Raw genomic sequence first — 22,276 nt, forward strand, 5'->3', positions numbered from 1 at the left:
ACTTTTCTTGATTTGAGTTAAACATCAGAACGTACACTGTAAACCAAATGAGAAGGTGCGACTACTTGGATACGAGAATAAATCTACGCCACGGCGAGAAGCATCACTACCGAAAGAGTTTACATCCGGATCATACCAGCTATATCCCGAAATGGTGAATACATTGCTGACAGAAGCAAACAGATTGATCGATTCAATTCCCTTGAATGGAGAGACAAACTTATACCCCAGATTAATATTCTTCATTCTCAGATAAGATCCGTCTTCTACATAACGATCAGACAGTTTCATCGTTCTTCCATAGCCGGCATAAGCTTTCGGCCATTTGGCATTCTCCCGGTTTTCGGGTGTCCAGCGAGATTCATATATATTCAGCGGAATATTACCAATACCACTCATAGTCACCTCGAGTAAGTTCGCATTGAAAATATCACCTCCGACACATCCTTGCAGGAAAAAGCTTAAAGAAAAGTTCTTATAAGTAAAATTGTGAGTCATACCGAAAGTGAAATCCGGATTCGTATCCCCAATTACCTGGCGATCGGCATTTGTAATACCGGCTACTCCATCCAAATCTTTATATTTCACCTCACCCACCATTGCTTTACATACGGCTTCTGACTCTTTTGCATAAAACGGGTCGGCTCTTACTTCAGCAATATTATCATAAAAACCATCTTCCACAAATCCATAAATGGTTCCGATCGGCATTCCGTTGCGCTGTAGGAATACATTATCAGCCTTACTCCATCCCTGGGCAAACTGATCTCCCGGAAGTCCGCTGATCTTGTTACGGTTAAAGGAAATATTAGCATCAAAATCCCAGTTGAAGTTCTTACCGGTAATCGCATAGAACTTTCCGGTAATTTCAAGTCCCTTATTCGTTACATTTCCAAAGTTAGTCGTCATATTCGAGAAACCTGTACTTTGTGGTATCTGTATATTCTGCAATAAGTCAGATGTCTTTTTGTAATACAGATCGACAGTCAAATTAATTCTGTTCTGCAGGAATCCCATATCCACACCCACATTATACTGGCTGGTGGTCTCCCACTTCAAATCCGGATTGGCAGGTCCTCTCCAGGTAAGATTGGCAAATCCACTGGAAAGTGCACCGTTAATCGGATAATTGGCCACAGTCAGATAGTCACGGGTAGCATAGGCGCCTATCGCCTGATTACCAGTCTGCCCGTAGCTTGCACGGAACTTCAGGTTACTAAACAAATTCAGGTCCTTAATAAACTGCTCTTCCGATGCTCTCCAGGCAATAGCTCCTGAAGCAAAGTTAGACCATTTGTTGCCCGGTGCAAACTTACTGGAACCATCCCGACGGAAAGAGGCAGTAAACAGATACTTATTCATCAGGTTATAGTTGGCACGTCCCAGGAAAGACACCAGAGAAGTCATTCCGCGTCCACTGGTCGGCTTCTGCGGATTCACAGCGGCACTCATATCAAAGTCTTCCGTCAAGTCTTGAGGAAACCCGGTAGCTACCATTGCTTTATTACCATAATCCCCTCTTTCATAAGAGAAAGCAGCAACCACATTCAACGAATGATTCTTATTGAAAGTTTTGTTGTAAGTCGCCATCGTTTCAAGTACCAGATTCTTCGCCCAGTTATCAGCTTTTGAGGCGTATCCGTTTGTCGGATCTTTACCTTCCACCGTCTCTCTGTTATAGTACACATCACGTTCGTTTATATTATAGGAGAAACCCACATTCTGACGAACTTTCAAATCCTTATACGGTGTGATTTCCACAAATGAAGAAGAGAAGAAACTATTCGTTGCCAGTTCATCTTTAGCTGCACGGGTATATACATAAGGATTCGATGAGAACCAGTTCAACTGGGCATTATTCGTTTCATCGTCCAAGGGTGCTGTAGCCGGATAGAACAAAGCCCCCCGGATAATACCATCACTGACAGAATTGGTTTTGGCAAGCTTGTTCAATGAGTTGGTAAAACTCATATTCGTACCGATTTCAATCCAGTCGTGTACCTTACGAGCGAGATTCGCACGGAATGAATAACGTTTGTATCCGGAGTTATGAATGATACCGCTCTGATCCAGTATATTACCGGAGATTGCATAATACCCCTTATCATTCGAACCGTTCACGCTCAGATTGTATTCCTGGGAAAAAGCTGTTTCAAATACTTCATCCTGCCAGTTTACACTGGGATACGTACCATTCCGGTAATCTTCCGGTCCCGGAGAATAAACCGATTCACCGGTATTCGGGTCCACTTTCGAAGTGCCCGGATAAGGAATAGCTTCATTTGCATTCTCGTATTCATTAAACATCCGTGCTGCTTCATTCCTATACAATGCATATGTATATCCATCCAGCATATCCAGTTTCTTCACTACCTTTGAAATTCCGAAGTTAGCACTGAAACTGATATTGTCTTTTCCCTTCGCACCACGCTTGGTGGTAATCAATACCACTCCGTTCGCACCGCGTGATCCGTAAATAGCCGTAGCTGAAGCATCCTTCAGGATCTCAATAGACTCGATATCCGACGGATTAATCGTCGACAACGGATTGGCCGTCTGCATCATACCATCTTTACCTGTTCCGGGCATTCCACTACTGGTAAAAGGAATACCATCTACAATGTAAAGCGGTTCTGTAGAAGTTGAAAACGAGTTCGCACCACGAATCTGAATACTCACGCCTGCTCCGGGAGCACCATCATTCTGGTTGACCTGCACACCTGCAATACGCCCCTGAAGTCCCTGGTTGATACTGATCGGATTGGTTTTCATCAAGTCTTCGCTTTTGATACTGGTGACCGATCCTGTCAAGTCACTCTTCTTCATTGTACCATAGCCTATGACTACCACCTCATCCAGCAGTTCAGTATCTTCCTTCATTGTCACATTGAGTATTTTCTGTCCGGGTTTTAAAGTAATCTCCTGTTCTTTATACCCCACACACGAGAAGACCAGTACCTTCTTGCCACTCGGAACGTTTACACTGTATTTACCGTCCACATTGGCAATAGAACCGGTTCCGGCACCTTTGACCAGTACATTGGCTCCAATCAATGGAGATCCATCGTTAGCATCGGTGATTACGCCTGTAACAATGGTTTGCTGAGCCATCATATGGCTGCTCATCAAGAGCGCCATCAGAAACAACATCATGTTCTTCATACTATTACACTGATTTAAAATGATTAATTTTGTGATAATGCAAAAATAGAGTCAACCGGAAGAACAAACAAGTATGATTTTATCATTCACTTATGCAATTCAGACAAACACTCTTTATTTCTTTTCTGCCTTCAATGCATCCGTTATTCTACCATAGTTTATCTAAAAGACGAAATCGAGACTTGTTTTATCCCAATATCGGAGAACTTTCTCAAATGTAAAATTAGTGCAGTTATCATTAACAATCCAGTATTATTTTATCCGATAGTGATACAATCAACACACCCTTACATCAGAGAACAAGTACATAAAGAAATTACCTTCAAACAATCTTTCCTTAAAAAAACACTACTACCTCAGAACCTGTAAAAACCAACCTTATTGTATCTTAACCTCAAAACCTTTCGTAACACCCTTTGCCAGTCCCGGTTGTCCGGAACCTATAAACAGCGTATACTTTCCGGTAAGCATCCTCCAGTTTCCATTTTCCCAGACCGACAACTCCCGGGGAGGTATATTAAATTCAACTCTCTTCTTTTCACCTGGAGCAAGTTTCACCTTTTTAAACGCTACCAATTTTTTCAACGGATATGTATAGACAGGAGTATTTTCTCTGGAAACATACACTTGGACGACTTCTTCTCCGGTCCATTTACCGGTATTGGATAATTCAACCGAACATTGCAACCTTGCGCCCGATTTCAAGGTATCACTTCCTTGTATACCATCGAACCCAAATGATGTATAACTCAACCCATGACCGAAACCATATAAAGGATCTTCCTTCATATAACGATAAGTACGCCCTTTCCACATATCAAAATCCAGGATATCCGGCAACTGATCTTCCGCCCGATAAATAGTCATAGGTAACTTACCCGATGGATTTTCGTTCCCAAACAATAAATCGGCCAGGGCTCTACCAGCTTCCTGCCCGGGGTACCAGGCCTGCATAATCGCCGGTATATGCACATCCGCCCATTCAGAAGTTAGCGGATTTCCCGAATGGAAAACCAATACGATCCTTGGGTTCACTTGATAAATAGCTTTCAGCAGTTTCTCCTGTTCTTCCGGTAAATAAATAGAAGTCATATCATGATTCTCTCTTGCCATTTTTTCATCACTTCCCAAAGCTACAAGCACCACATCCACTCCTTTTACCGCAGCCACAATAGAATCCCTGGAAGCTCCTATACCGTTCAAATAGTTGACTTTTCCTCTTTTACCCATCAAATCTTTCACCCCTTTCAAAAGTGTAACCGAATAAGGAGGCTGTCCACTATATCCACCTAAATAATTATGATCGGCAAACGGGCCTACTACAGCTACCGATTTAGTCTTCTCCTTACTTAAAGGCAACAGATTTTCATTTTTCAATAGCACAACCGACTTGACAGCCGCTTCATAAGCAAGTTCCGCAAACTTCTTGCCGGCCAATAGCTTCTTATTGTAATGATTATAAGGCACAAGTTCCATCGGATCAAATTCTCCCAACTTAAACCTCGCGGTCAGCACCCGCGTTAAAGCCTGATCAATAGTAGCTTCCGAGATTAAGCCCTGTTTCACTGCCTGAACCAATTTCTCTTTATATGTAGTGCCACATTCCAAATCACACCCACTGTTGACACCCAGCGCTGCCGCTTCCTCCAACGAATTCACGACCCTATGCTGCCAATTCATCACCCCAATGGCCCCGCAATCAGAAACTACAAATCCGTCAAATCCCCACTCTTTTCTCAACACTTCACCGAGCAGCCAACGAGAGCCACTGGGAGGCACACCGTTAAAAGCATTATAAGCCGTCATTACCGACTGCACGTCTGCCTCTTTCACGCAAGCTTCGTAAGCCGGAAAATAATATTCATACAACTGTTTCGTCGGTATTTGCGAAGAGCTGGAAAAGCGATTGTTCTCTTCGTTGTTAGCCACAAAGTGTTTGATTGTTGCGACAGTTTTCAGATAAGCCGGATGATCACCCTGTAGCCCCTTCACAAAGGCTACTCCAAGCCGTGAAGTCAGATACGGATCTTCACCATAAGTCTCTTCACTTCTTCCCCAGCGCGGATCACGAGCCATATTGATAGTAGGCGACCAGTAAGTGAGCCCCTTTCCTATTTCCAGATATTTCAGTCGCGCCTCCGTAGAAATAGCAGAAGCCACCCGCTTTACCAATACCGTATCCCAGGTAGAAGCCAGATTAATAGCCTGTGGAAAAACAGTCACTTCACCTGCACGAGCCACTCCATGGAGACATTCATTCCAATAATTATAAGCAGGAAGGTTCAGCCTGGGGATGCTATCACTTTCGCTCACGAGTTGAGATACCTTCTCTGCCAGTGTCATCTGTTGGATGAGTGTTTTCACGCGAACGGCAATCGGTTGCGACAAATCTCCGATAATCCTCTCTTTCACACCGCGGACTTCCACTTTTCCTCCTGCATTAAAAGCCGGACAATCCTCACACCCTCCATTGTCTTGAGCTCTCAACATTATACCGGCAGAAAGTAGAATCCCTATCATTACTATTTTTGTTTGCATGTCTTTCATATTCTATCTCCACTGTTTTTAGTTCATACGCTTTTCAATAATGCAAAATTATCGGGATTCCATCAAACCATCCAGTATTATTTTATCCATTCATAATACAATTATTATTTTGATAACTTATGTTGCTTTATAAATCCATTATCTTTGCACATAGTTAATCCTCAAATACTCCAGAATATGATCAATCCTATTTATTCAGCAGATAAGGCGAGATACTCCGGTGGAATGAAGTATCGCCGTTGTGGCAAAAGCGGTATACTGTTACCGGAAGTTTCCCTGGGCCTCTGGCATAACTTCGGTGATGTAGATACATTAGCCAATAGCCTTCGAATGGCTCACTTTGCATTCGACAAAGGCATCACACATTTCGACCTGGCTAATAACTACGGTCCCTCTTACGGCTCAGCCGAGGAGACGTTCGGGCTAATCATGAAGAAATCCTTTATGCCCTATCGTGATGAGCTATTCATATCCACCAAAGCCGGGCATGATATGTGGGAAGGTCCTTACGGGAACTGGGGCTCCCGAAAATATCTGATGAGCAGTCTCAACCAGAGTTTAAAACGCATGAATCTGGAATATGTAGATATTTTCTATACCCACCGTTACGATCCCGAAACCCCACTTGAAGAAACTCTTCAGGCACTCGTCGACATTGTTCGGCAAGGTAAGGCCCTCTACATCGGTATTTCCAAATACCCCAAAGAAAAAGCAGAGTTTGCCTACCGATATCTGGAAGAGCGAGACGTGCATTGTCTCCTCTATCAGGGACGATATAACCTGTTTAACCGTGAACCGGAAGCACAAGGTATCCTCCGGCAAGCCCAAGAGAACGGTACCGGCTTTATCGCCTTTTCTCCTCTGGCTCAGGGTCTGCTCACTAACCGATATCTAAATGGAATTCCTGAAGATTCAAGGATAGCCCGCGGAGGTTTCCTGAAAAAAGAACAACTGACCGATCAAGTATTAAATAAAATCAAAGCATTGAATGAAGTGGCAGGCAGTCGCGGACAAACCTTAGCCGAAATGGCATTAGCCTGGATATTGAAAGATGATCTGGTAACCTCCGTCATTATCGGCGCCAGTTCCGTCAGTCAACTGGCAGACAACCTGAAAGCGACGGAAAACTGTAAGTTCAGTCCGGACGAGCTGCAACGTATCGGGAGCATTCTTCAATAAACTCTTTTTCATCACAGATTAACAGATCACACAGATGTGTAATATTCAGATTATCAATCAGATTAATCTCTTCTCTGTGTTAATCCGTGTAATCTGTGGTGAGTTTTGAAACAGCCCCTGTCAATGACGACTTCTCTGCAATCATCTCTGCCTAAAACCCTTCAATATTCAGCAACCACTTCCACACAGGTACAACATCTATTAATATTCCAGCAATCTCTACTGTCCTTTCGTTGTCATAAGTCACTATAATGAATTTCTCCACATCAAAGCTATTTGCGATTTTTACCAAAGCCTTAGTTTCTCGCTCAAAAGTAGAGCTATCGGAAATACTAAACGAGGCTTGCACAGCCATCTTCTGCGACGGAAGATAGAAGTCCACCTCAACGTTCTTATTATAATAAGATAGTTCTTCATTACCGTACCGCTTCATCAGTGCCAACGCCACGATATTTTCCAATAGCTTAGTCTCCGGATCTGCCAAAAAAACATTCAGTAGCCCGTTATCACAAAAATATCGCTTTTGAGATATCTCACGATCACTCAACGAGTCCGTAAAATTAGAGATACCAAAAACAAGATAGGCATCTTTCATATATCCAATGTAATCCGCAATCGTATTTCGGCTCACCTTAGCTCCTGCAGAACTTACGATATGCTGTAATCGACTTAAAGCTATTGGCTGCATTACACTTTCGGCCATTTTTTTAGCAAGCAAACGGATAGCATCCGCATTGCGGATCTCATTCCGGCTAATAATATCCCCTAGAAGAATCTTTAAGTATAATGAGTTTATCCAACTTCTTTTATCTCTCAAATCAAATGTTTCAGGAAATCCGCCAAAGTGAAAGTAATCATCAAAGAGCTTTGCAACTGTAATCCTCTCATCAGAATATTCCCAATTTTTAGAAAGCTTGACTCCCTTATAGGTCAGATATTCCGAAAACGAAAATGGGTAAACCTCCTTGATGATAAATCTGCCTCCAAGTGTTGTTGCAATATCCCGACTCAACATTTTAGCATTACTTCCGGTAATGTATACTCTATATTTGGAGTCTGCTAAACGTCGGGCAAAATGTTCCCATCCTTCAATATTTTGTATTTCATCCAGGTATATCAATGGCCGTTTATTTTCGTATAATTCACGATACGACTCAAGAAGTAGATTTAGCTCCTCCATTTGAATGGAGGATATTCGCTCGTCCTCAAAATTGATGTATAAGATATCTTCAATAGTCGCTTTGCCGGATTTTATCATTGATTGAATATGTTGGAACATCAAATATGATTTTCCGGCACGACGAAGCCCTACAAAAACATAGTTGCAGACTTCCTCCAAAAAGATGGGTCTTTCTACTAATTCAGTCGTAGCAATCTCCTGTTGCTTTTCACTGATTATGATTTTAATGATTCTCTTTTCCATGAAATCGCTCTTTATACAGAGCAAATATAAGCAATTTCCGTCAGTATACAAAGCATAAAAGCAATTTTCTTAATACGACCATGCGTCTTATATCATCCTGAGAGAGGATATCCCTCCTTAGCTAGAATCAGAACTCTTTTTCACCACAGATTAACAGATCACACAGATGTGTAATATTCAGATTATCAATCAAATTAATCTCTTCTCTGTGTTAATCCATGTAATCTGTGGTGAGTTTTGGCTCTATTATTCAACCGAAACGATCGGTCAGTTATCAGAGCAGTCCCTGCCCTCCTATCACTCCGGCAATGGCACTTGCCACAGCTATGATCACCTTTAAAAGGATATTCCAGCTATTCTTCTTCATATATTTATCTGATTAAAGTTATTATGCAGTCGGATCATCCACAATGTCTCCATCACCATTTCCAGAGCCATTACCGCCCGAAGTGCCGATACTGCCTATCTTCTGAAACTCAACACCCTGAAGCAAAGCACGGGTAGTGCCAATAGCGGCAGGCCGGGTATATTCCGGTGTGAAGTGACAGAGAAGTGCTCCCACCTGGTTCGGATTGACATCCTCCTCTTTGTCTACTCCCCTTCCACGGCTACGCGCCTTCATCGTAAAAGTACCCAATCCTTCCAGGCGTACCGTCTTACTGTTCAATAACTCGCTGCGCATTGCCGTCATTAAGTTCCGGACCACATTATGTACATCACCCGGGGTCAATGACGACTTCTCCGCAATCATCTCTGCCAGTTGCTGGGTGGACACCGTTTTACCTATCTTCACCAGATTCAAATGCCACTTCTTGTCACCGGCCTTAGTTGCCATGGTCGATTGCACTGCTTTATAAAATAAAGTCATATTCCTAATCTCCTTTTCTTCATGTTATTACTACTGATTTTATTCACATTTCGTTGATCAACACCACAAAGGTGAACATTTACAAGAAGATGACAAAGGAAAACAGGGCATCCGGAACCGATCCCTCAGAGAAAGTTATAAGTATCATATTATCAACAGTTTCAACGCATGTACAAAACCTAATCTACACCGGCTTTCTCTGACAGTTCCACCTGTATTAGTCCGGTTTCCCTACGCATTTGTTTTACGTATTCTGCTATCGTTTGATTTTCCATATTATACCCGTTGGGGCACAAGTATAATAAAAGACTCCCACTTTTATACCCGATATGATATAAAAGTGGGAGCACAGTATTTATTTATACCCCAACGGGTATACTTTTACATATCTTGTCTGATCGTATCTACTACTCTCCTAATATCTTCATCCGTCAATGTCGGTCCTGAAGGCAGACAAAGCCCGATATCAAATAAGTGTTCACTCGTACCGTTTCCATAGAATGGAGCATCTACAAATACAGGCTGAAGATGCATAGGCTTCCATAACGGACGAGTCTCTATATTCTCAGCATCCAGTTTCAAACGAATGTCCTCACGAGTCTTACCGGCAACACTCGGATCAACCAGGATACAAGTTAACCAGAAATTTGAATCAAACCTCCCATCAGGGTTTTGAAGAACCGTTATACCGGGAACGTCCTTAAGCAACTCCGTATAAAGAGTATGTATAGCCCGTCTTCGGGCAACATGTTCATCGAGGACAAACATCTGCCCACGACCGATACCCGCACAAATATTACTCATCCGATAGTTGTAACCGATGTGGGTATGCTGATAATGTGGAGCGGCATCACGAGCCTGCGTCGCATAGAACTTTGTTTGCCGGGCCTCTTCCTCCGTGCGACAAATCAGAGCCCCCCCACCGGAAGTGGTAATCATCTTATTCCCATTGAAAGAAAGCGCTGCCAGTTCACCAAAGGTTCCACATCTCTGTCCGTTCAATTCCGAACCCAACGCCTCGGCAGCATCTTCCAGAACCGGAATCCCATAACGACCGGCAATCTCCATGATCTCGTCCATCTTGGCAGGCATACCGTAAAGGTGAACGGGAATGATCGCTTTCGGCAACCTGCCCGTCTTGCGCAAACGGTCCTTTATGGCCTCCTCGAGCAATACCGGATCCATATTCCAGGTATCCTTCTCACTGTCCACAAAAACAGGTTTGGCCTCCAGATAAGAAATCGGATTGGCAGAGGCGGCAAAAGTAAAGCTTTGGCAGATCACTTCATCACCGGGTTTTACATCCAGAAGAATCAAGCCCAAGTGAAGTGCAGCCGTTCCCGCACTCAAGGCCACCACATGGCGGTCTTCATGTAAGTATTCGGCCAAAGATTGCTCAAAAGCATCCACGTTAGGCCCCAAAGGGACAACCCAGTTCGTATCAAAGGCCTCTTTTATAAAGTCTTGCTCACGGCCACCCATGTGAGCAAGCGAAAGCCAGATTCGTTTATTCATAAATAATATAATATTTAATTCATTGCTTTTTACCTCGATTACGCCATACGTAATAAGGGACAAACAACCAAAAAAGAAACAACCTCATAAATTAAAATAGAGAATCGTACTTCCCCAGGAATAGCCAACACCAAAACCGGCAATAGCCACCTTCATCTTACCATTAATAGCTCCGTCATCTAAAGCGGTTTTCAAAGCAATAGGAATACTATTAGAAACAGTGTTACCAACCTCAGACAAGCAATAATAAAAACGTTCTTCTTCAATATGTATCTTCTTTCTTAGAAAGTTCAACATATATTTATTAGCCTGATGAAAAACGTACAGATCTATATCATCTTTAGCTAAACCGTTCTTAGACAACACATCGTCAATAAGAGGAGGAACATTATCCAATGTGAAGGTAAATATCTCGGCCCCATTCATATATAAATAATCAGATGAAACAGGATTACGATTTTCATCGAACGACAGATCGCACCGCTTTTCAGGAATACGCATGCCACCAGACCGCACTATCAAATTATCGGCTCCGCTACCATCCGTCCCCAAACTAAAATCACCGATTTCCGAAATCCCGTTTGTACTGATCACAGTAGCCGATGCAGCATCGCCAAAAATAGTTCTATTACCTTTATCTTTGGGATGAAGATGTTTATTATATGTTTCGCCTGTCAACAAAAGGACTGAGTTTGCAACACCACATGATATCAAACCTTTCGCCAAAGACAGACCATAGACATATCCTGAACAGCCTAAATTGAAATCAAGTGCACCGATATTACGACGCAAACCTAATTTATCTTGAATAATACAGGCAGATGTAGGTAAAAAATAATCTGGACTCTGAGTACAAAATAGAACATAATCTATTTCATCCCGAGAAACTTCACCTTTGGCAAAAAGACGTTCTGCTGCCTTTATTGCCAAATCGGAGGCCGTTTCATTTTTTGAAGCGACATGTCTCTTATTTACGCCCACCTTCCGAGCAATCTTTTCAACACTCCACTCAGGAAAATCTGTAACGATATCTTCATTGCTCACAACATCGGCAGGAAGATAATAATCTATTTGTTTTATATATGCTTTTCTTACCATTACAATTTCTACAATAATGTATATCCGCCGTCTATCAGAAGGTTAGTACCCGTCACCCAAGAGCTGGCATCAGAAAGTAAATAAACCACAGCATAGGCCACTTCTTCCGGTTTACCATATCTACCCAGAGGATAACGTTTGGCATCCTCGGACAATTGATCGTCTGTGATCACACCATCCTCATAAATATTCGTATCAATCATCCCGGGATTGACACTGTTTACACGTATACGTTTAGAAGATAACTCAAGAGCCATACCTTTTAAGAAGCCATTAATTGCTCCTTTAGATCCGGAATACAGACAACCGCCAACCGAGGAAACATAAACTCCGGATATAGAAGAAATGAAAACAATAGAGGCATTCTTATTGATTTTCTTTCGTCTGACTAACTTTTGAGACAGAAGAACAGGAGCCTTATAATTCACATCCATGATAGCGCTTATATCTTCCGAAGAAATAAATTGAAAAGGCTTTGGAATAGTAAAACCTGCACATTGGACAACACCATCAAGCTTTCCTTCAAGAGAGTCAACCAAATTGTCGATTTGGTCGGCAGAAGACAAATCTGCAGTTAAAGCGGTATGATGATTACACTGATCCAAAAATGATAATGTTTCCAACAGGCGCTTTTCGTTACGTCCTGTAAGATGCAGGTGTGCGCCCATACGGGAACATTCTATTGCTATGGCACGTCCAATCCCAGAAGAAGCTCCTGTTATAAGAATGCTCTTATTTTCCAATGAAAAAGGAGAATACATACTTACTGGCGGCTACGTACAATGTTATATAAATCCTGAATTGTTTCAGACAACTTAATGTCATCACCTTTTATACGAATACCATATTCTTCGTCTACCATCGCTATAATAGATAATGACATCAAAGAGGACCACTCATCCAATGATTTGAAACAAGTATCGCCCGTAAAATCATTCACGTCAGTTTCATCAAACTGCTCCGAGAATTTCAAAATAAAATCATTTAAATCCATATTACATTTAATATATTATACTTTTAATCCTTTATGTTAATACTCTACTTTCAAAGCCGGGCTTCCAACATAGGTAAACCCGTCCTTTGTCTTCTTTATAATCAAACTGTTAGCTCCTACGACTGTATTATTGCCAATAACAATCTGCTGAAGGACAACAGATGAAACGCCAAAGAAATTACAATTACCTATTTTTACCTCACCCGATATCTTGGTAGCGGGCATCAATGAATTGAAGTCTCCCAATACTGAATCATGCCCAACGGTAACTCCCACGTTCAATACATTAAAATTACCGAAGTGTACATTACAACTTAGCCAACAGTTCGAACAGATCAAATTTCCTTTACCCAAAGTAATGTTTTCTTTATCCAACAATAGAACATCCGGAGCTATGATATTGGGAAAATCGATTAAAGGATTGGTGATTGAGGATACCAAGACAGATACCACTTGGGGATTACCAATAGCAATCACTACAGAAAGCATTTCGGAATAGTGATTTAACTCTTGTAATCCTCCCAGAATTTTCCCATATCCTGTTTCATAACCGGTGATTTTTCCATCGTCAAAAAAACCAACCAAATCCCAAGTAGGGGTTATATTGTTTATGTGTCTCAACATGCAAGCCACTTCACGGCCAAACCCACCGGCACCATAAACTGCTATCTTTTTCATAAATACTAATTATTACCAGTGAAAGGCTCCATCGTAACAGAAGTATCAGAACTGATACCCTCACGCACAAAAACCTTTTTAATGGTCAGAACAAAAATTTTCAAATCAAGTAAAAACGAACAATGATCTACATACCACACATCCAACTCAAACTTCCTTGTCCATGAAATAGCATTACGCCCATTTACCTGAGCCCAACCGGTTATCCCGGGACGAACTTCATGACGGCGAGCCTGTTCGCTATTGTATAGAGACAAATACTGAGGAAGCAAAGGACGTGGCCCAATCAAGGACATATCGCCTTTCAAAACATTGATTAATTGTGGAAGCTCGTCAATCGAAGTAGAACGAACAAACTTACCAACCTTCATTAATCGTTTATCATCCGGAAGTAAGTTCCCTTCTGCATCACGTTCATCTGTCATGGTTTTAAATTTGATGACCTTAAAGATTTTACCATGCCGCCCGGGCCTCTCCTGAAGAAAAAAAGCACCGGCACCTTTATTGGCAAAATAAAGCCAAAAAGTTACGAGAAACAATACAGGCCAGACAATGATCAAGACAAAAAATACGACAATAAAATCAATTAATCGTTTAATAACATACTGATACATACTTACTCAAAATGTTTCATTATCATCCGGTACCCTCTTTCTACTGTATAATTAGATTTCAGGTATTCATACCCTTTCTCGCCCATCACTTTTATTTTTTCCCTGTCTGCAGATAAAGAATCCACCATTTCCATAAATGTATCCAAATTCCCATTTTCTGTCCAAAAGCCATAACCATTCCGTTCAGCGATCCGCCCGATATCCGTATTCATGTCTGTAGCCAATAAAACGGGCATCCGGTTTTCTAAATAAGAAAGTAAACGGGAAGGATAATTGGGGATGGTAAAACGTCTATCAAGGAAAATCAAACCGACGTCACAAGCCTTTACCAAATCATCATACTCTTTCTTTGGAAGTGAAGAAAGCAGCATTGAATTATCCGGATTATTTGTCTCAAACCAAGACTTTATCTTGCCATATTCAGTGCCACTGCCTACAATGATGAAATAACTGTCATTACGTTCCTCGTTTGCGGCTATCACGTCCAACAAGAAAATCAGACCTTGTGGACGCCCCAAATTGCCACCATATATAAAAAGAGTCTTATTAATTGGAATATGCAATTTCTGCAATATGTTTTTTCTTGCAGTTGAAGTCATTAATGGCTTCTCTAACAATTTAATACTATTGGGGCATATCTCTACTCTATCAGCCTTTATTTCCGGATTATGTGTCAACACATAATCCACATTGGCAGGAGACATACAGCCTATAAAGTCCGATATCTGATATAAAACCTCCTCTTTTTTACGGAAAAGTCTATAAATTAAGCTTCTCTTTGAAAACATTCCCAAATCAACGGCATTTTGAGGAAAAATATCTTTCAATAAAAGATAACTTTTCGCCTTACAGCGTTTCTTTTGTGAACTGATGACCCTATTGAAAGTAATGGGAGGAGTTGAATAAAGTATCAAATCAAACTGGATATCCTTCCAATATCTCTTTATGGCACATTGATACTGCATCTCCAATAACAATGTACCGATGCCTTTCTCCACCACATTGCTCTTTTGGATATTCAATGTCTTCACCCTCAAAATTTGAGCGCCACAACTCTCTTTTATTGAAGTAGATTCATGAAAGCGACGTTCGGCGGGAACAACCATATAGACCCTATGCCCATGACAAATAAATTCCCGCATCAAGTCCGTGTATATCCCCCGTTCAGAAAGATCTGAAATACGGTTAAGGGTCAGAAACAAAATATTCATTTCGATATTATCAGGATTTTCTCCAGACGATTTTGTTTACTATTCCTGTATAACTTTGAATCAACGTCACCACCTTTGTCGATACATTTCGATCCATATAATCCGGAACAGGGACACCATTATCACCATTCCTATTCATTTCCACAGCAGTATCTACAGCTTGAAGCAAAGAGGCTTTATCAATCCCCGCAAGAATAAAACATCCCTTATCCAAAGCTTCAGGACGTTCGGTACTTGTGCGAATACAAACAGCCGGAAAAGAATGACCGACAGAAGTGAAAAAAGAACTTTCCTCCGGTAATGTCCCGCTATCACTGACCACGGCATAAGCATGCATCTGCAAGCAGTTATAGTCATGGAAACCCAGAGGGGCATGCCGGATCACCCGGCTATCCAATTCGAAACCACTTGATTCCAAACGGTTACGGCTACGAGGATGGCAACTGTAAAGTACAGGCATGTCATACTTTTCAGCCATCGCGTTTATGCCTTCAAACAATGAAGCGAAGTTCTTGTCAGTATCAATATTCTCTTCCCGATGTGCAGACAGCAGGATATATTGCCCTTTCCTCAAACCCAATCTGGCGTGGATATCCGAGGATTCTATAGCAGAAAGGTTCTCAGACAGAACCTCGGCCATCGGAGAACCGGTTACATAAGTACGTTCCTTTGCCACACCCGAAGCATTCAGATACCGTCTGGCATGCTCCGAATAGCAAAGATTCATATCAGAAATAATGTCTACAATACGCCGGTTTGTCTCTTCAGGAAGGCACTCATCAAAGCAACGGTTACCGGCTTCCATATGAAAAATAGGAATATGCAAGCGTTTAGCGCTGATTACACTTAGGCAAGAATTGGTATCACCGAGAACCAAAACGGCATCAGGGCGTAAGTGTGACATCAGTTTATAGCTCGTATTCAAAATATTACCCATTGTCGAACCCAAATCATCCCCTACAGCATCCATATAGACATCCGGAGCCTGTAAGCTCAGGTCATGAAAAAAGACTCCGTTCAGATTATAATCATAATTCTGTCCGGTATGAGCCAAAATACAATCAAAATATCGACGGCATTTATTTATTACGGCAGCCAACCGGATAATCTCCGGACGGGTACCGACTATAATCAACAGTCTCAGCTTGCCATCATACCGAAACTTGATATCTGAATAATCCAGTTTGATTTCCATAATGCTATTAAACTTCTTCAAAATAAGTATCCGGCCTACCGGGATCAAAACACTCGTTACACCACATAAAAGTTACCATATCCGTATCACCCAGGTTCTCAATATTATGGGTATAACCGGTAGGAATATCAATTATTTCAAGCTTATCACCTGAAACAAAATATTCTAGAATCTCAGAGGATGAATCATACATGTTACGAAAACGGATGACACCTTGGCCACTTACAACCACAAACTTTTCGTTTTTGGTATGATGCCAATGGTTACCTTTTGTAATATGTGGCTTGGAAATATTAACCGAGAACTGTCCCCGGTCCGTACTGCGGATAATCTCCGTGAAACTGCCACGGGCATCCACATTCATCTTCAAAGGATAGCCAAATCCATCTTTCGGCAGATAAGAGAGATAGGTGGAGTAAAGTTTCTTAGTAAAAGCATCTCCCACATGGGGAACTCCCAAGTTGTTACGGTTCTCACGAAAAGAATATAGCAATTCCACAATTGCTCCCAAAGTAACAGTGTATACAGCAGATACTTTACAATAAGCTCCTTCCCGATGTTCATTGCCCGTCAAAGCAGAGATTAATTCATCCACAACATCATCTATATATACAAGATTCATCTCCACATTCGGATCATTGACCTGAATGGGAAGATCATGTGCTATGTTATAGCAAAAAGTAGCTATTGCACTATTATAATTAGGGCGGCACCATTTACCAAAGACATTGGGAAAACGGTATACCAACACTTTCGATCCCGTTTCCCGGGAATACTCAAACAACAATTGTTCACCCGCCCGTTTAGAGGCTCCATAAGGATTATCCAAAGCGGCTTGTGTAGAAGAGGATATCATGATAGGGCAAGTATTTCCATGTCTCTTCAATGAAGCAAGAAGCGTAGAAGCAAAACCAAAGTTCCCTTTCATAAATTCAGACTGATCCAGTGGACGGTTTACACCGGCCAGATTAAAAATAAAATCAGCCTGTCGGCAATAGTCATCCAATTCAGAAGGGTCACTATCTACATCATATTCAAAAATGATCAACTCGTTTCCGGACAAAGCGTAATTTTTTGCTTTGCCACTTTGAATATTGCGCAATTGGGATACAAGATTCCGCCCGACAAAACCTTTCGCACCGGTTACTAAAACTTTCATAAATAAAGAGGAATTAATTTATTTGACCTTGATTGCTATCAATTCTATTTTTCAAGGCCAAGATCTTCGCGAATAAAATCAAGTTTCAAGAGAAGTTCTTTCATCCCCTCAACATCAAGACGACGGGTATTATGAGAATGGTAATCTTCTATTTTGGAGACCTCCTCACTTCCTTCCACAAAAAACTTATCATAATTTAAATCACGCGTATCACATGGGATACGATAATAATCACCCATATCCTCTGCTTTAGACATCTCTTCACGGGTAACAAGAGTTTCATAGAGTTTCTCACCGTGACGGGTACCAATCACTTTGACATCCGCGTTACTATGGTAAAGAGACTTTAATGCATCGGCTAATACATCCAGAGTAGCAGCGGGCGCCTTCTGAACAAACAAATCACCATTTTTTCCATGCTGAAAGGCATAAAGCACCAAGTCGACAGCATCATCCAAAGTCATCATGAAGCGGGTCATGTTGGGATCGGTTATTGTTATTGGATTACATTTCTTAATTTGCTCTACCCACAAGGGTATCACAGAACCACGACTGGCCATAACATTCCCATAACGGGTACAGCAAATCGTTGTTCCTCCACAATTACCCAACTGACGACCTTTGGCGATAGCAACTTTCTCCATCATGGCTTTGCTGATACCCATTGCATTTATAGGATAGGCAGCTTTATCGGTAGAAAGTACCACCACATTTTTAACACCGTGAGCTATGGCGGAATCCAACACATTTTCTGTACCGAGAACATTTGTCCTAACCGCTTGTGTGGGAAAAAACTCACAGGAAGGGACTTGCTTCAGCGCAGCGGCATGGAAGATATAATCCACTCCATTCATAACTCCATCCACAGAGCGCTTGTCACGGACATCGCCAATGTAAAATTTTACTTTGGGATTCTGAAGATGGTGACGCATATCATCTTGTTTCTTTTCATCACGAGAGAATATACGAATCTCCCTGATATCAGAATCAAGAAAACGACGTAGTACGGCATTACCGAAGGAACCTGTTCCACCGGTAATCAATAAAACTTTATCCTTAAACATGTATTTATATTACAAATATATTATTTTTGAGTAAGCACTCAATTTTGTGTACACCCCTTTGAAGGGGCACATAAATATGCCCTAAACTGAGTATTGTGTTAGCGTCCAATTTTGACATATCATCTATATATAAATTATACCAGATATCTTTTGTGGACGCTAACACAATACGTCATTTTTAGACGCTAACAACTTTGTTCTTAACACAAAATGATTGGATAGATTCTCCATGAGGCAAAGCCTCGGCCTAGAACTGAAAGTAAAATCTTTCAAGATCTTCACCACTATACATAATTATAAAATTTTGTTCACAGCGAAGATATATCTTTCAATCAATAACCAATTTTTGACTGCTTCATTTACCCAATTCAATTCTTTCTTTTCTCGCATATCTCCTCAAGTAATGTTGAAAGATTATCCATACTGTCAAAAACCTCTTCTCGCTCTATTTCATATTCCTTTCTAGAAATATTGTTAAGTTGCTCTATTGTCAACAGTCTGAGCGAATCACGTATTGCCTCTTCTGTCGAAGAGTCTATGCTGATGCCACAACCATAACTTTCTATCTGTTCAGCAAGAAAAGTCCCCTTAGTAGCAATCAGCGGACGACAGAAAAAAATGCCCTCATACAATTTGTTTGGATCCAAGATAGTTTCGTTGAGCGATTCTACTCCATATGTCACCACCACAACATCTACAGAATTATAAATATGTTCGAAATCATCAGGATTTTTGAAAGCACCAAACAATTTGATATTCGGGTACAATTCCATCATATCATCAATAGCTTTCTGGGTCGATTCCACATTTGCCACTCCATGGAAGTGAAACTCATGCTGAGGGAAATACTTTCCTATGGTTCGGGCAAAACGCATCATTGAGGCGTAACGTATCGAACCCACAAATGAAAATATAAAGTGCCCATCCTTCAGGTTGAGCGGTTTGCGCTCCACACCAATAATCTTACGGTTTACCTTGTTTGGTTGAACAATGAATCTAGCCTTTGGCTGGTTAAGGAATCCCTTGAAACCTTCAGATGTCAGCAAAGTAAATTGAGCATTCTTTACAAGATTACGGTCGATAGCCCGAAGCAAAGGACGGACTTTACTGAAAGAAGGAAAGCCGTATGCTATATCTGAAATCTCGTATGCATATGGAACACCTTTCAGACAAAGGAAAAAACTCTCGAAGTAACCAAAGGAATAATAAAGGCAATTCTGTCCCTTGTGTTTCTTTACTACACTATCAATATCTCGCTTTACGGTTCTAATCTTTCCAAGATACCCATCACCTTTTGACATCTGCCCTAAGATGGTCACCGGTATTTTCACAGAAAACTTATTGCAGTTATACTGCACTCTATCATATCCGTACACCTCTACCTCATATCCGAGGGCTGCTATAGATTCCACTCTGCGTATAGCACGAGGTTGAGAGAGTGAACTAACTAAAAAAACTATTTTGTCGTACATCTCTTCTTTATTTTCTTTTTGCCAATGACAGATCCACCAAATCCCCCATCTCTCGCAGAAATTTGGATGTATAGAAATTCATAAATCCACCAGCTGACGAGAAAGTCATCTCGCCGAAATATGGTTTGCCATCAACTTCATACAAATCCACTCTAACCTGAGGTATTCCACATGAAAGTTTTGAGACAATCTCAAGCATTTTATCTAATGACACAGGTTTTGGCAAATCTGATTGGGCTTGCTTATAATGTGAAGTAAAAACGCTACACTCATCGTGTCGTTTCCAATCTAAGTCATAGGTAGCCACCTCTACAGATCCTTGATGTCTGTTGAAACATGCCCATATATGATGAGGCTTTCCATTAAAGCACCAAATTTTGTAGTCTATCAGCGTGTCTGTTTCTATCGGCTGTTTCTTGCAGTCAAGCACTTCTTCGGCTATCATACAAGGTTTCATGGCAGCATAGTGAGGCTCGCCATTTGTCTCACTAAACGATTTTGAGAGCAATGCAGAATACAACCTAACTGTATTTTCTATATCCAGTTTGCTTTTGTCTTTACAGACAAGGATATCACCACTTCCGTTATTTGTCTTCAGAACAAAAGAATCCGGAAGAGAATCCCAATCCACATCCTCTGCTTTTTCCCAAACACCATATAGTTTCACAAGAGTATCATCAAGCCCTTTCTCGTGAATATATTCACGCACACGATATTTGTCAGCACACAATGTCCACAAACTCATGTCAGAATTAAACTTCAGCCAGTTGATTTTCTCGTTCAAATCTTTTGGACTGAACCAGTTCAATAGCCTATGGAAATGATAGAGAAACTGAAGACTAATAAGGAGTCTTGGACTTACATGATAAAAAAAAGATTTAACATTCATAATTACAAGCTATTTGTATCAAACCATTGCTTCTTTTCTTTGTCGAAGAGATGATATAATTAACGCCATTAAAAACCATAAAGAATCATTTGCCCAAATATCGCCTCCCGTAAAACTTCTTGGAAAGACGAGGCAGACGTACATAATAATTATATCATGATTTAGGCCGGATGTTCTACAAATACCTTTTATAGTTTGTGAAAATAGATAAAGAATAACAAGGCTACCCAATATCATTCCATATGTAACGAAAATGCTGAGGTACATGCTATGAGCGAGTTCTTGTATTGCCACTTCATCACCAGCAACACCCAAACCTAAAAAAGGATCATTTAGGACTATATCCCACAACTCGTCATGAATCTCATCTCTACCTGTAGTAATATCTACAGTATCTGCATTTATCAGATAATACAGGGTGCGACTTCCGAGACCAAAGAAATCAAGCATTCCTCCAACAAAAGAAAGTATTTCTTTGAAGAAAAATAATACAATCAAAACAAAAGAAACAAAGAACAGTTTGATGGCGATTCCAGATGAACTCTTCCTTTTCGAATTGAATAATATTTTCATCGAAACAAAGAAACCAATAGCTAAGAACGGATTTCTTGATCCATATATAAATATTATCACAGAACCAATAATGGCAGCAATAAGTGCCAGCTTGTCTTTTGAACCGAAATATGCATTTAACTGCCAAAGTACAGACAAGAGTAACACATTTGACATAGTCATAGAATACGTACTCCAATCAGAAGTGGTACTATGACCTATAACGCTGATAATCTCAGCATATAATACGCCACTCAAAGTTATCAGGAAAGAACCTTTGACGAAATACTTACAAAGATATTCAAAAGTAGACAGTTTGCTTACAAGCAGAAAGGTAAAGAAACAAACTACAAGTGTTCTAAGAATAGTGGGCTGAATGTATTTTACGTTTTGAGAGAAAAACATATAAGTAAACAAATAGGTCACCCCTACAAAGAATAGAACAACTATAGTTTGAACAGGTATTCGCAATTTTCCCGTTGTTAATAAAGCATACACATACATCAGTAAGGAGCCACCCATAATTACGACATTCAACATATCGTTTATTTCATAAAAGAATGGAAACCCTTGCACCAAGATATTTTTACATCCTTGAACTATCACCTGAAAGGCGACAACAAAAGAGATTAATTTATTTGGATCCTGCATTGGAT

General features: G+C 40.8%; 20 protein-coding genes. 1 reads left to right on the forward strand and 19 read right to left on the reverse strand.

Annotation, left to right across the window (positions count from 1 at the left end; translation table 11 throughout):
* Positions 1-24 precede the first annotated feature (24 nt).
* A complete protein-coding gene (locus QK890_RS07075; protein ID WP_044300148.1) occupies positions 25-3,162 on the reverse strand; it encodes a TonB-dependent receptor in 3,138 nt (1,045 codons plus the stop codon).
* A 378-nt stretch (positions 3,163-3,540) separates the two neighbouring features.
* A complete protein-coding gene (locus QK890_RS07080; RefSeq protein WP_367627276.1) occupies positions 3,541-5,709 on the reverse strand; it encodes a glycoside hydrolase family 3 C-terminal domain-containing protein in 2,169 nt (722 codons plus the stop codon).
* A 177-nt stretch (positions 5,710-5,886) separates the two neighbouring features.
* Here QK890_RS07080 and QK890_RS07085 point away from each other — a divergent pair, with 177 nt between their 5' ends.
* The gene (locus QK890_RS07085; RefSeq protein WP_032537188.1) at positions 5,887-6,888 is read left to right on the forward strand and encodes an aldo/keto reductase; all 1,002 of its coding nucleotides are present in this window, start codon (positions 5,887-5,889) and stop codon (positions 6,886-6,888) included.
* Positions 6,889-7,039: 151 nt separating this feature from the next.
* Here the strand turns inward: QK890_RS07085 and QK890_RS07090 are convergent, their stop codons facing one another.
* The 17 genes from QK890_RS07090 to QK890_RS07170 form a co-directional block, all read right to left on the reverse strand.
* The gene (locus QK890_RS07090; RefSeq protein WP_032540816.1) at positions 7,040-8,311 is read right to left on the reverse strand and encodes an ATP-binding protein; all 1,272 of its coding nucleotides are present in this window, start codon (positions 8,309-8,311) and stop codon (positions 7,040-7,042) included.
* Between the two features lie 274 nt (positions 8,312-8,585).
* Entirely contained in the window at positions 8,586-8,678 is a 93-nt protein-coding gene (locus QK890_RS07095; RefSeq protein WP_005784981.1) for a smalltalk protein, read from the reverse strand.
* Between the two features lie 21 nt (positions 8,679-8,699).
* Positions 8,700-9,179, reverse strand: a complete 480-nt coding sequence (locus QK890_RS07100) for an HU family DNA-binding protein (RefSeq protein WP_122130248.1) — start codon at positions 9,177-9,179, stop codon at positions 8,700-8,702.
* A gap of 179 nt (positions 9,180-9,358) precedes the next feature.
* Positions 9,359-9,454, reverse strand: coding sequence for a helix-turn-helix domain-containing protein (locus tag QK890_RS07105; protein WP_367627277.1), 96 nt, complete (start codon positions 9,452-9,454; stop codon positions 9,359-9,361).
* A 106-nt stretch (positions 9,455-9,560) separates the two neighbouring features.
* Complete coding sequence (locus QK890_RS07110; RefSeq protein ID WP_234213812.1) at positions 9,561-10,694, reverse strand: aminotransferase class I/II-fold pyridoxal phosphate-dependent enzyme; 1,134 nt, start codon at positions 10,692-10,694, stop codon at positions 9,561-9,563.
* Positions 10,695-10,778: 84 nt separating this feature from the next.
* On the reverse strand, positions 10,779-11,792 hold the full coding sequence (locus QK890_RS07115; protein WP_269116004.1) for a ketoacyl-ACP synthase III: 1,014 nt from the start codon (positions 11,790-11,792) through the stop codon (positions 10,779-10,781).
* Between the two features lie 8 nt (positions 11,793-11,800).
* Positions 11,801-12,553, reverse strand: a complete 753-nt coding sequence (locus tag QK890_RS07120; protein WP_032532707.1) for an SDR family NAD(P)-dependent oxidoreductase — start codon at positions 12,551-12,553, stop codon at positions 11,801-11,803.
* Positions 12,554-12,555: 2 nt separating this feature from the next.
* The gene (locus tag QK890_RS07125; RefSeq protein ID WP_008769455.1) at positions 12,556-12,786 is read right to left on the reverse strand and encodes an acyl carrier protein; all 231 of its coding nucleotides are present in this window, start codon (positions 12,784-12,786) and stop codon (positions 12,556-12,558) included.
* Between the two features lie 36 nt (positions 12,787-12,822).
* Positions 12,823-13,464: an acetyltransferase gene (locus QK890_RS07130; RefSeq protein ID WP_367627278.1), complete on the reverse strand. Its 642-nt coding sequence runs from the start codon at positions 13,462-13,464 to the stop codon at positions 12,823-12,825.
* 5 nt (positions 13,465-13,469) lie between these two features.
* Positions 13,470-14,078, reverse strand: coding sequence for a sugar transferase (locus QK890_RS07135; protein ID WP_367627279.1), 609 nt, complete (start codon positions 14,076-14,078; stop codon positions 13,470-13,472).
* Between the two features lie 2 nt (positions 14,079-14,080).
* A complete protein-coding gene (locus QK890_RS07140; protein ID WP_032540806.1) occupies positions 14,081-15,289 on the reverse strand; it encodes a glycosyltransferase family 4 protein in 1,209 nt (402 codons plus the stop codon).
* Positions 15,290-15,299: 10 nt separating this feature from the next.
* Positions 15,300-16,484 (reverse strand): non-hydrolyzing UDP-N-acetylglucosamine 2-epimerase, encoded by a 1,185-nt coding sequence (gene wecB, locus QK890_RS07145; RefSeq protein ID WP_250736765.1) that lies wholly within the window; start codon positions 16,482-16,484, stop codon positions 15,300-15,302.
* A gap of 7 nt (positions 16,485-16,491) precedes the next feature.
* Entirely contained in the window at positions 16,492-17,643 is a 1,152-nt protein-coding gene (locus QK890_RS07150) for a capsular polysaccharide biosynthesis protein CapF (RefSeq protein ID WP_149920648.1), read from the reverse strand.
* Positions 17,644-17,687: 44 nt separating this feature from the next.
* The gene (locus QK890_RS07155) at positions 17,688-18,707 is read right to left on the reverse strand and encodes a polysaccharide biosynthesis protein (protein WP_250736762.1); all 1,020 of its coding nucleotides are present in this window, start codon (positions 18,705-18,707) and stop codon (positions 17,688-17,690) included.
* Positions 18,708-19,075: 368 nt separating this feature from the next.
* Positions 19,076-20,179, reverse strand: coding sequence for a hypothetical protein (locus tag QK890_RS07160; RefSeq protein ID WP_032540797.1), 1,104 nt, complete (start codon positions 20,177-20,179; stop codon positions 19,076-19,078).
* 7 nt (positions 20,180-20,186) lie between these two features.
* Entirely contained in the window at positions 20,187-20,963 is a 777-nt protein-coding gene (locus QK890_RS07165; RefSeq protein ID WP_230590531.1) for an ATP-grasp fold amidoligase family protein, read from the reverse strand.
* 123 nt (positions 20,964-21,086) lie between these two features.
* Positions 21,087-22,271: an O-antigen ligase family protein gene (locus QK890_RS07170; RefSeq protein WP_367627280.1), complete on the reverse strand. Its 1,185-nt coding sequence runs from the start codon at positions 22,269-22,271 to the stop codon at positions 21,087-21,089.
* Between the last annotated feature and the right edge of the window lie 5 nt (positions 22,272-22,276).

Origin of the sequence: Bacteroides sp. NGMCC 1.200775, assembly GCF_040798045.1 — a bacterium.
Lineage (GTDB): Bacteria > Bacteroidota > Bacteroidia > Bacteroidales > Bacteroidaceae > Bacteroides > Bacteroides hominis.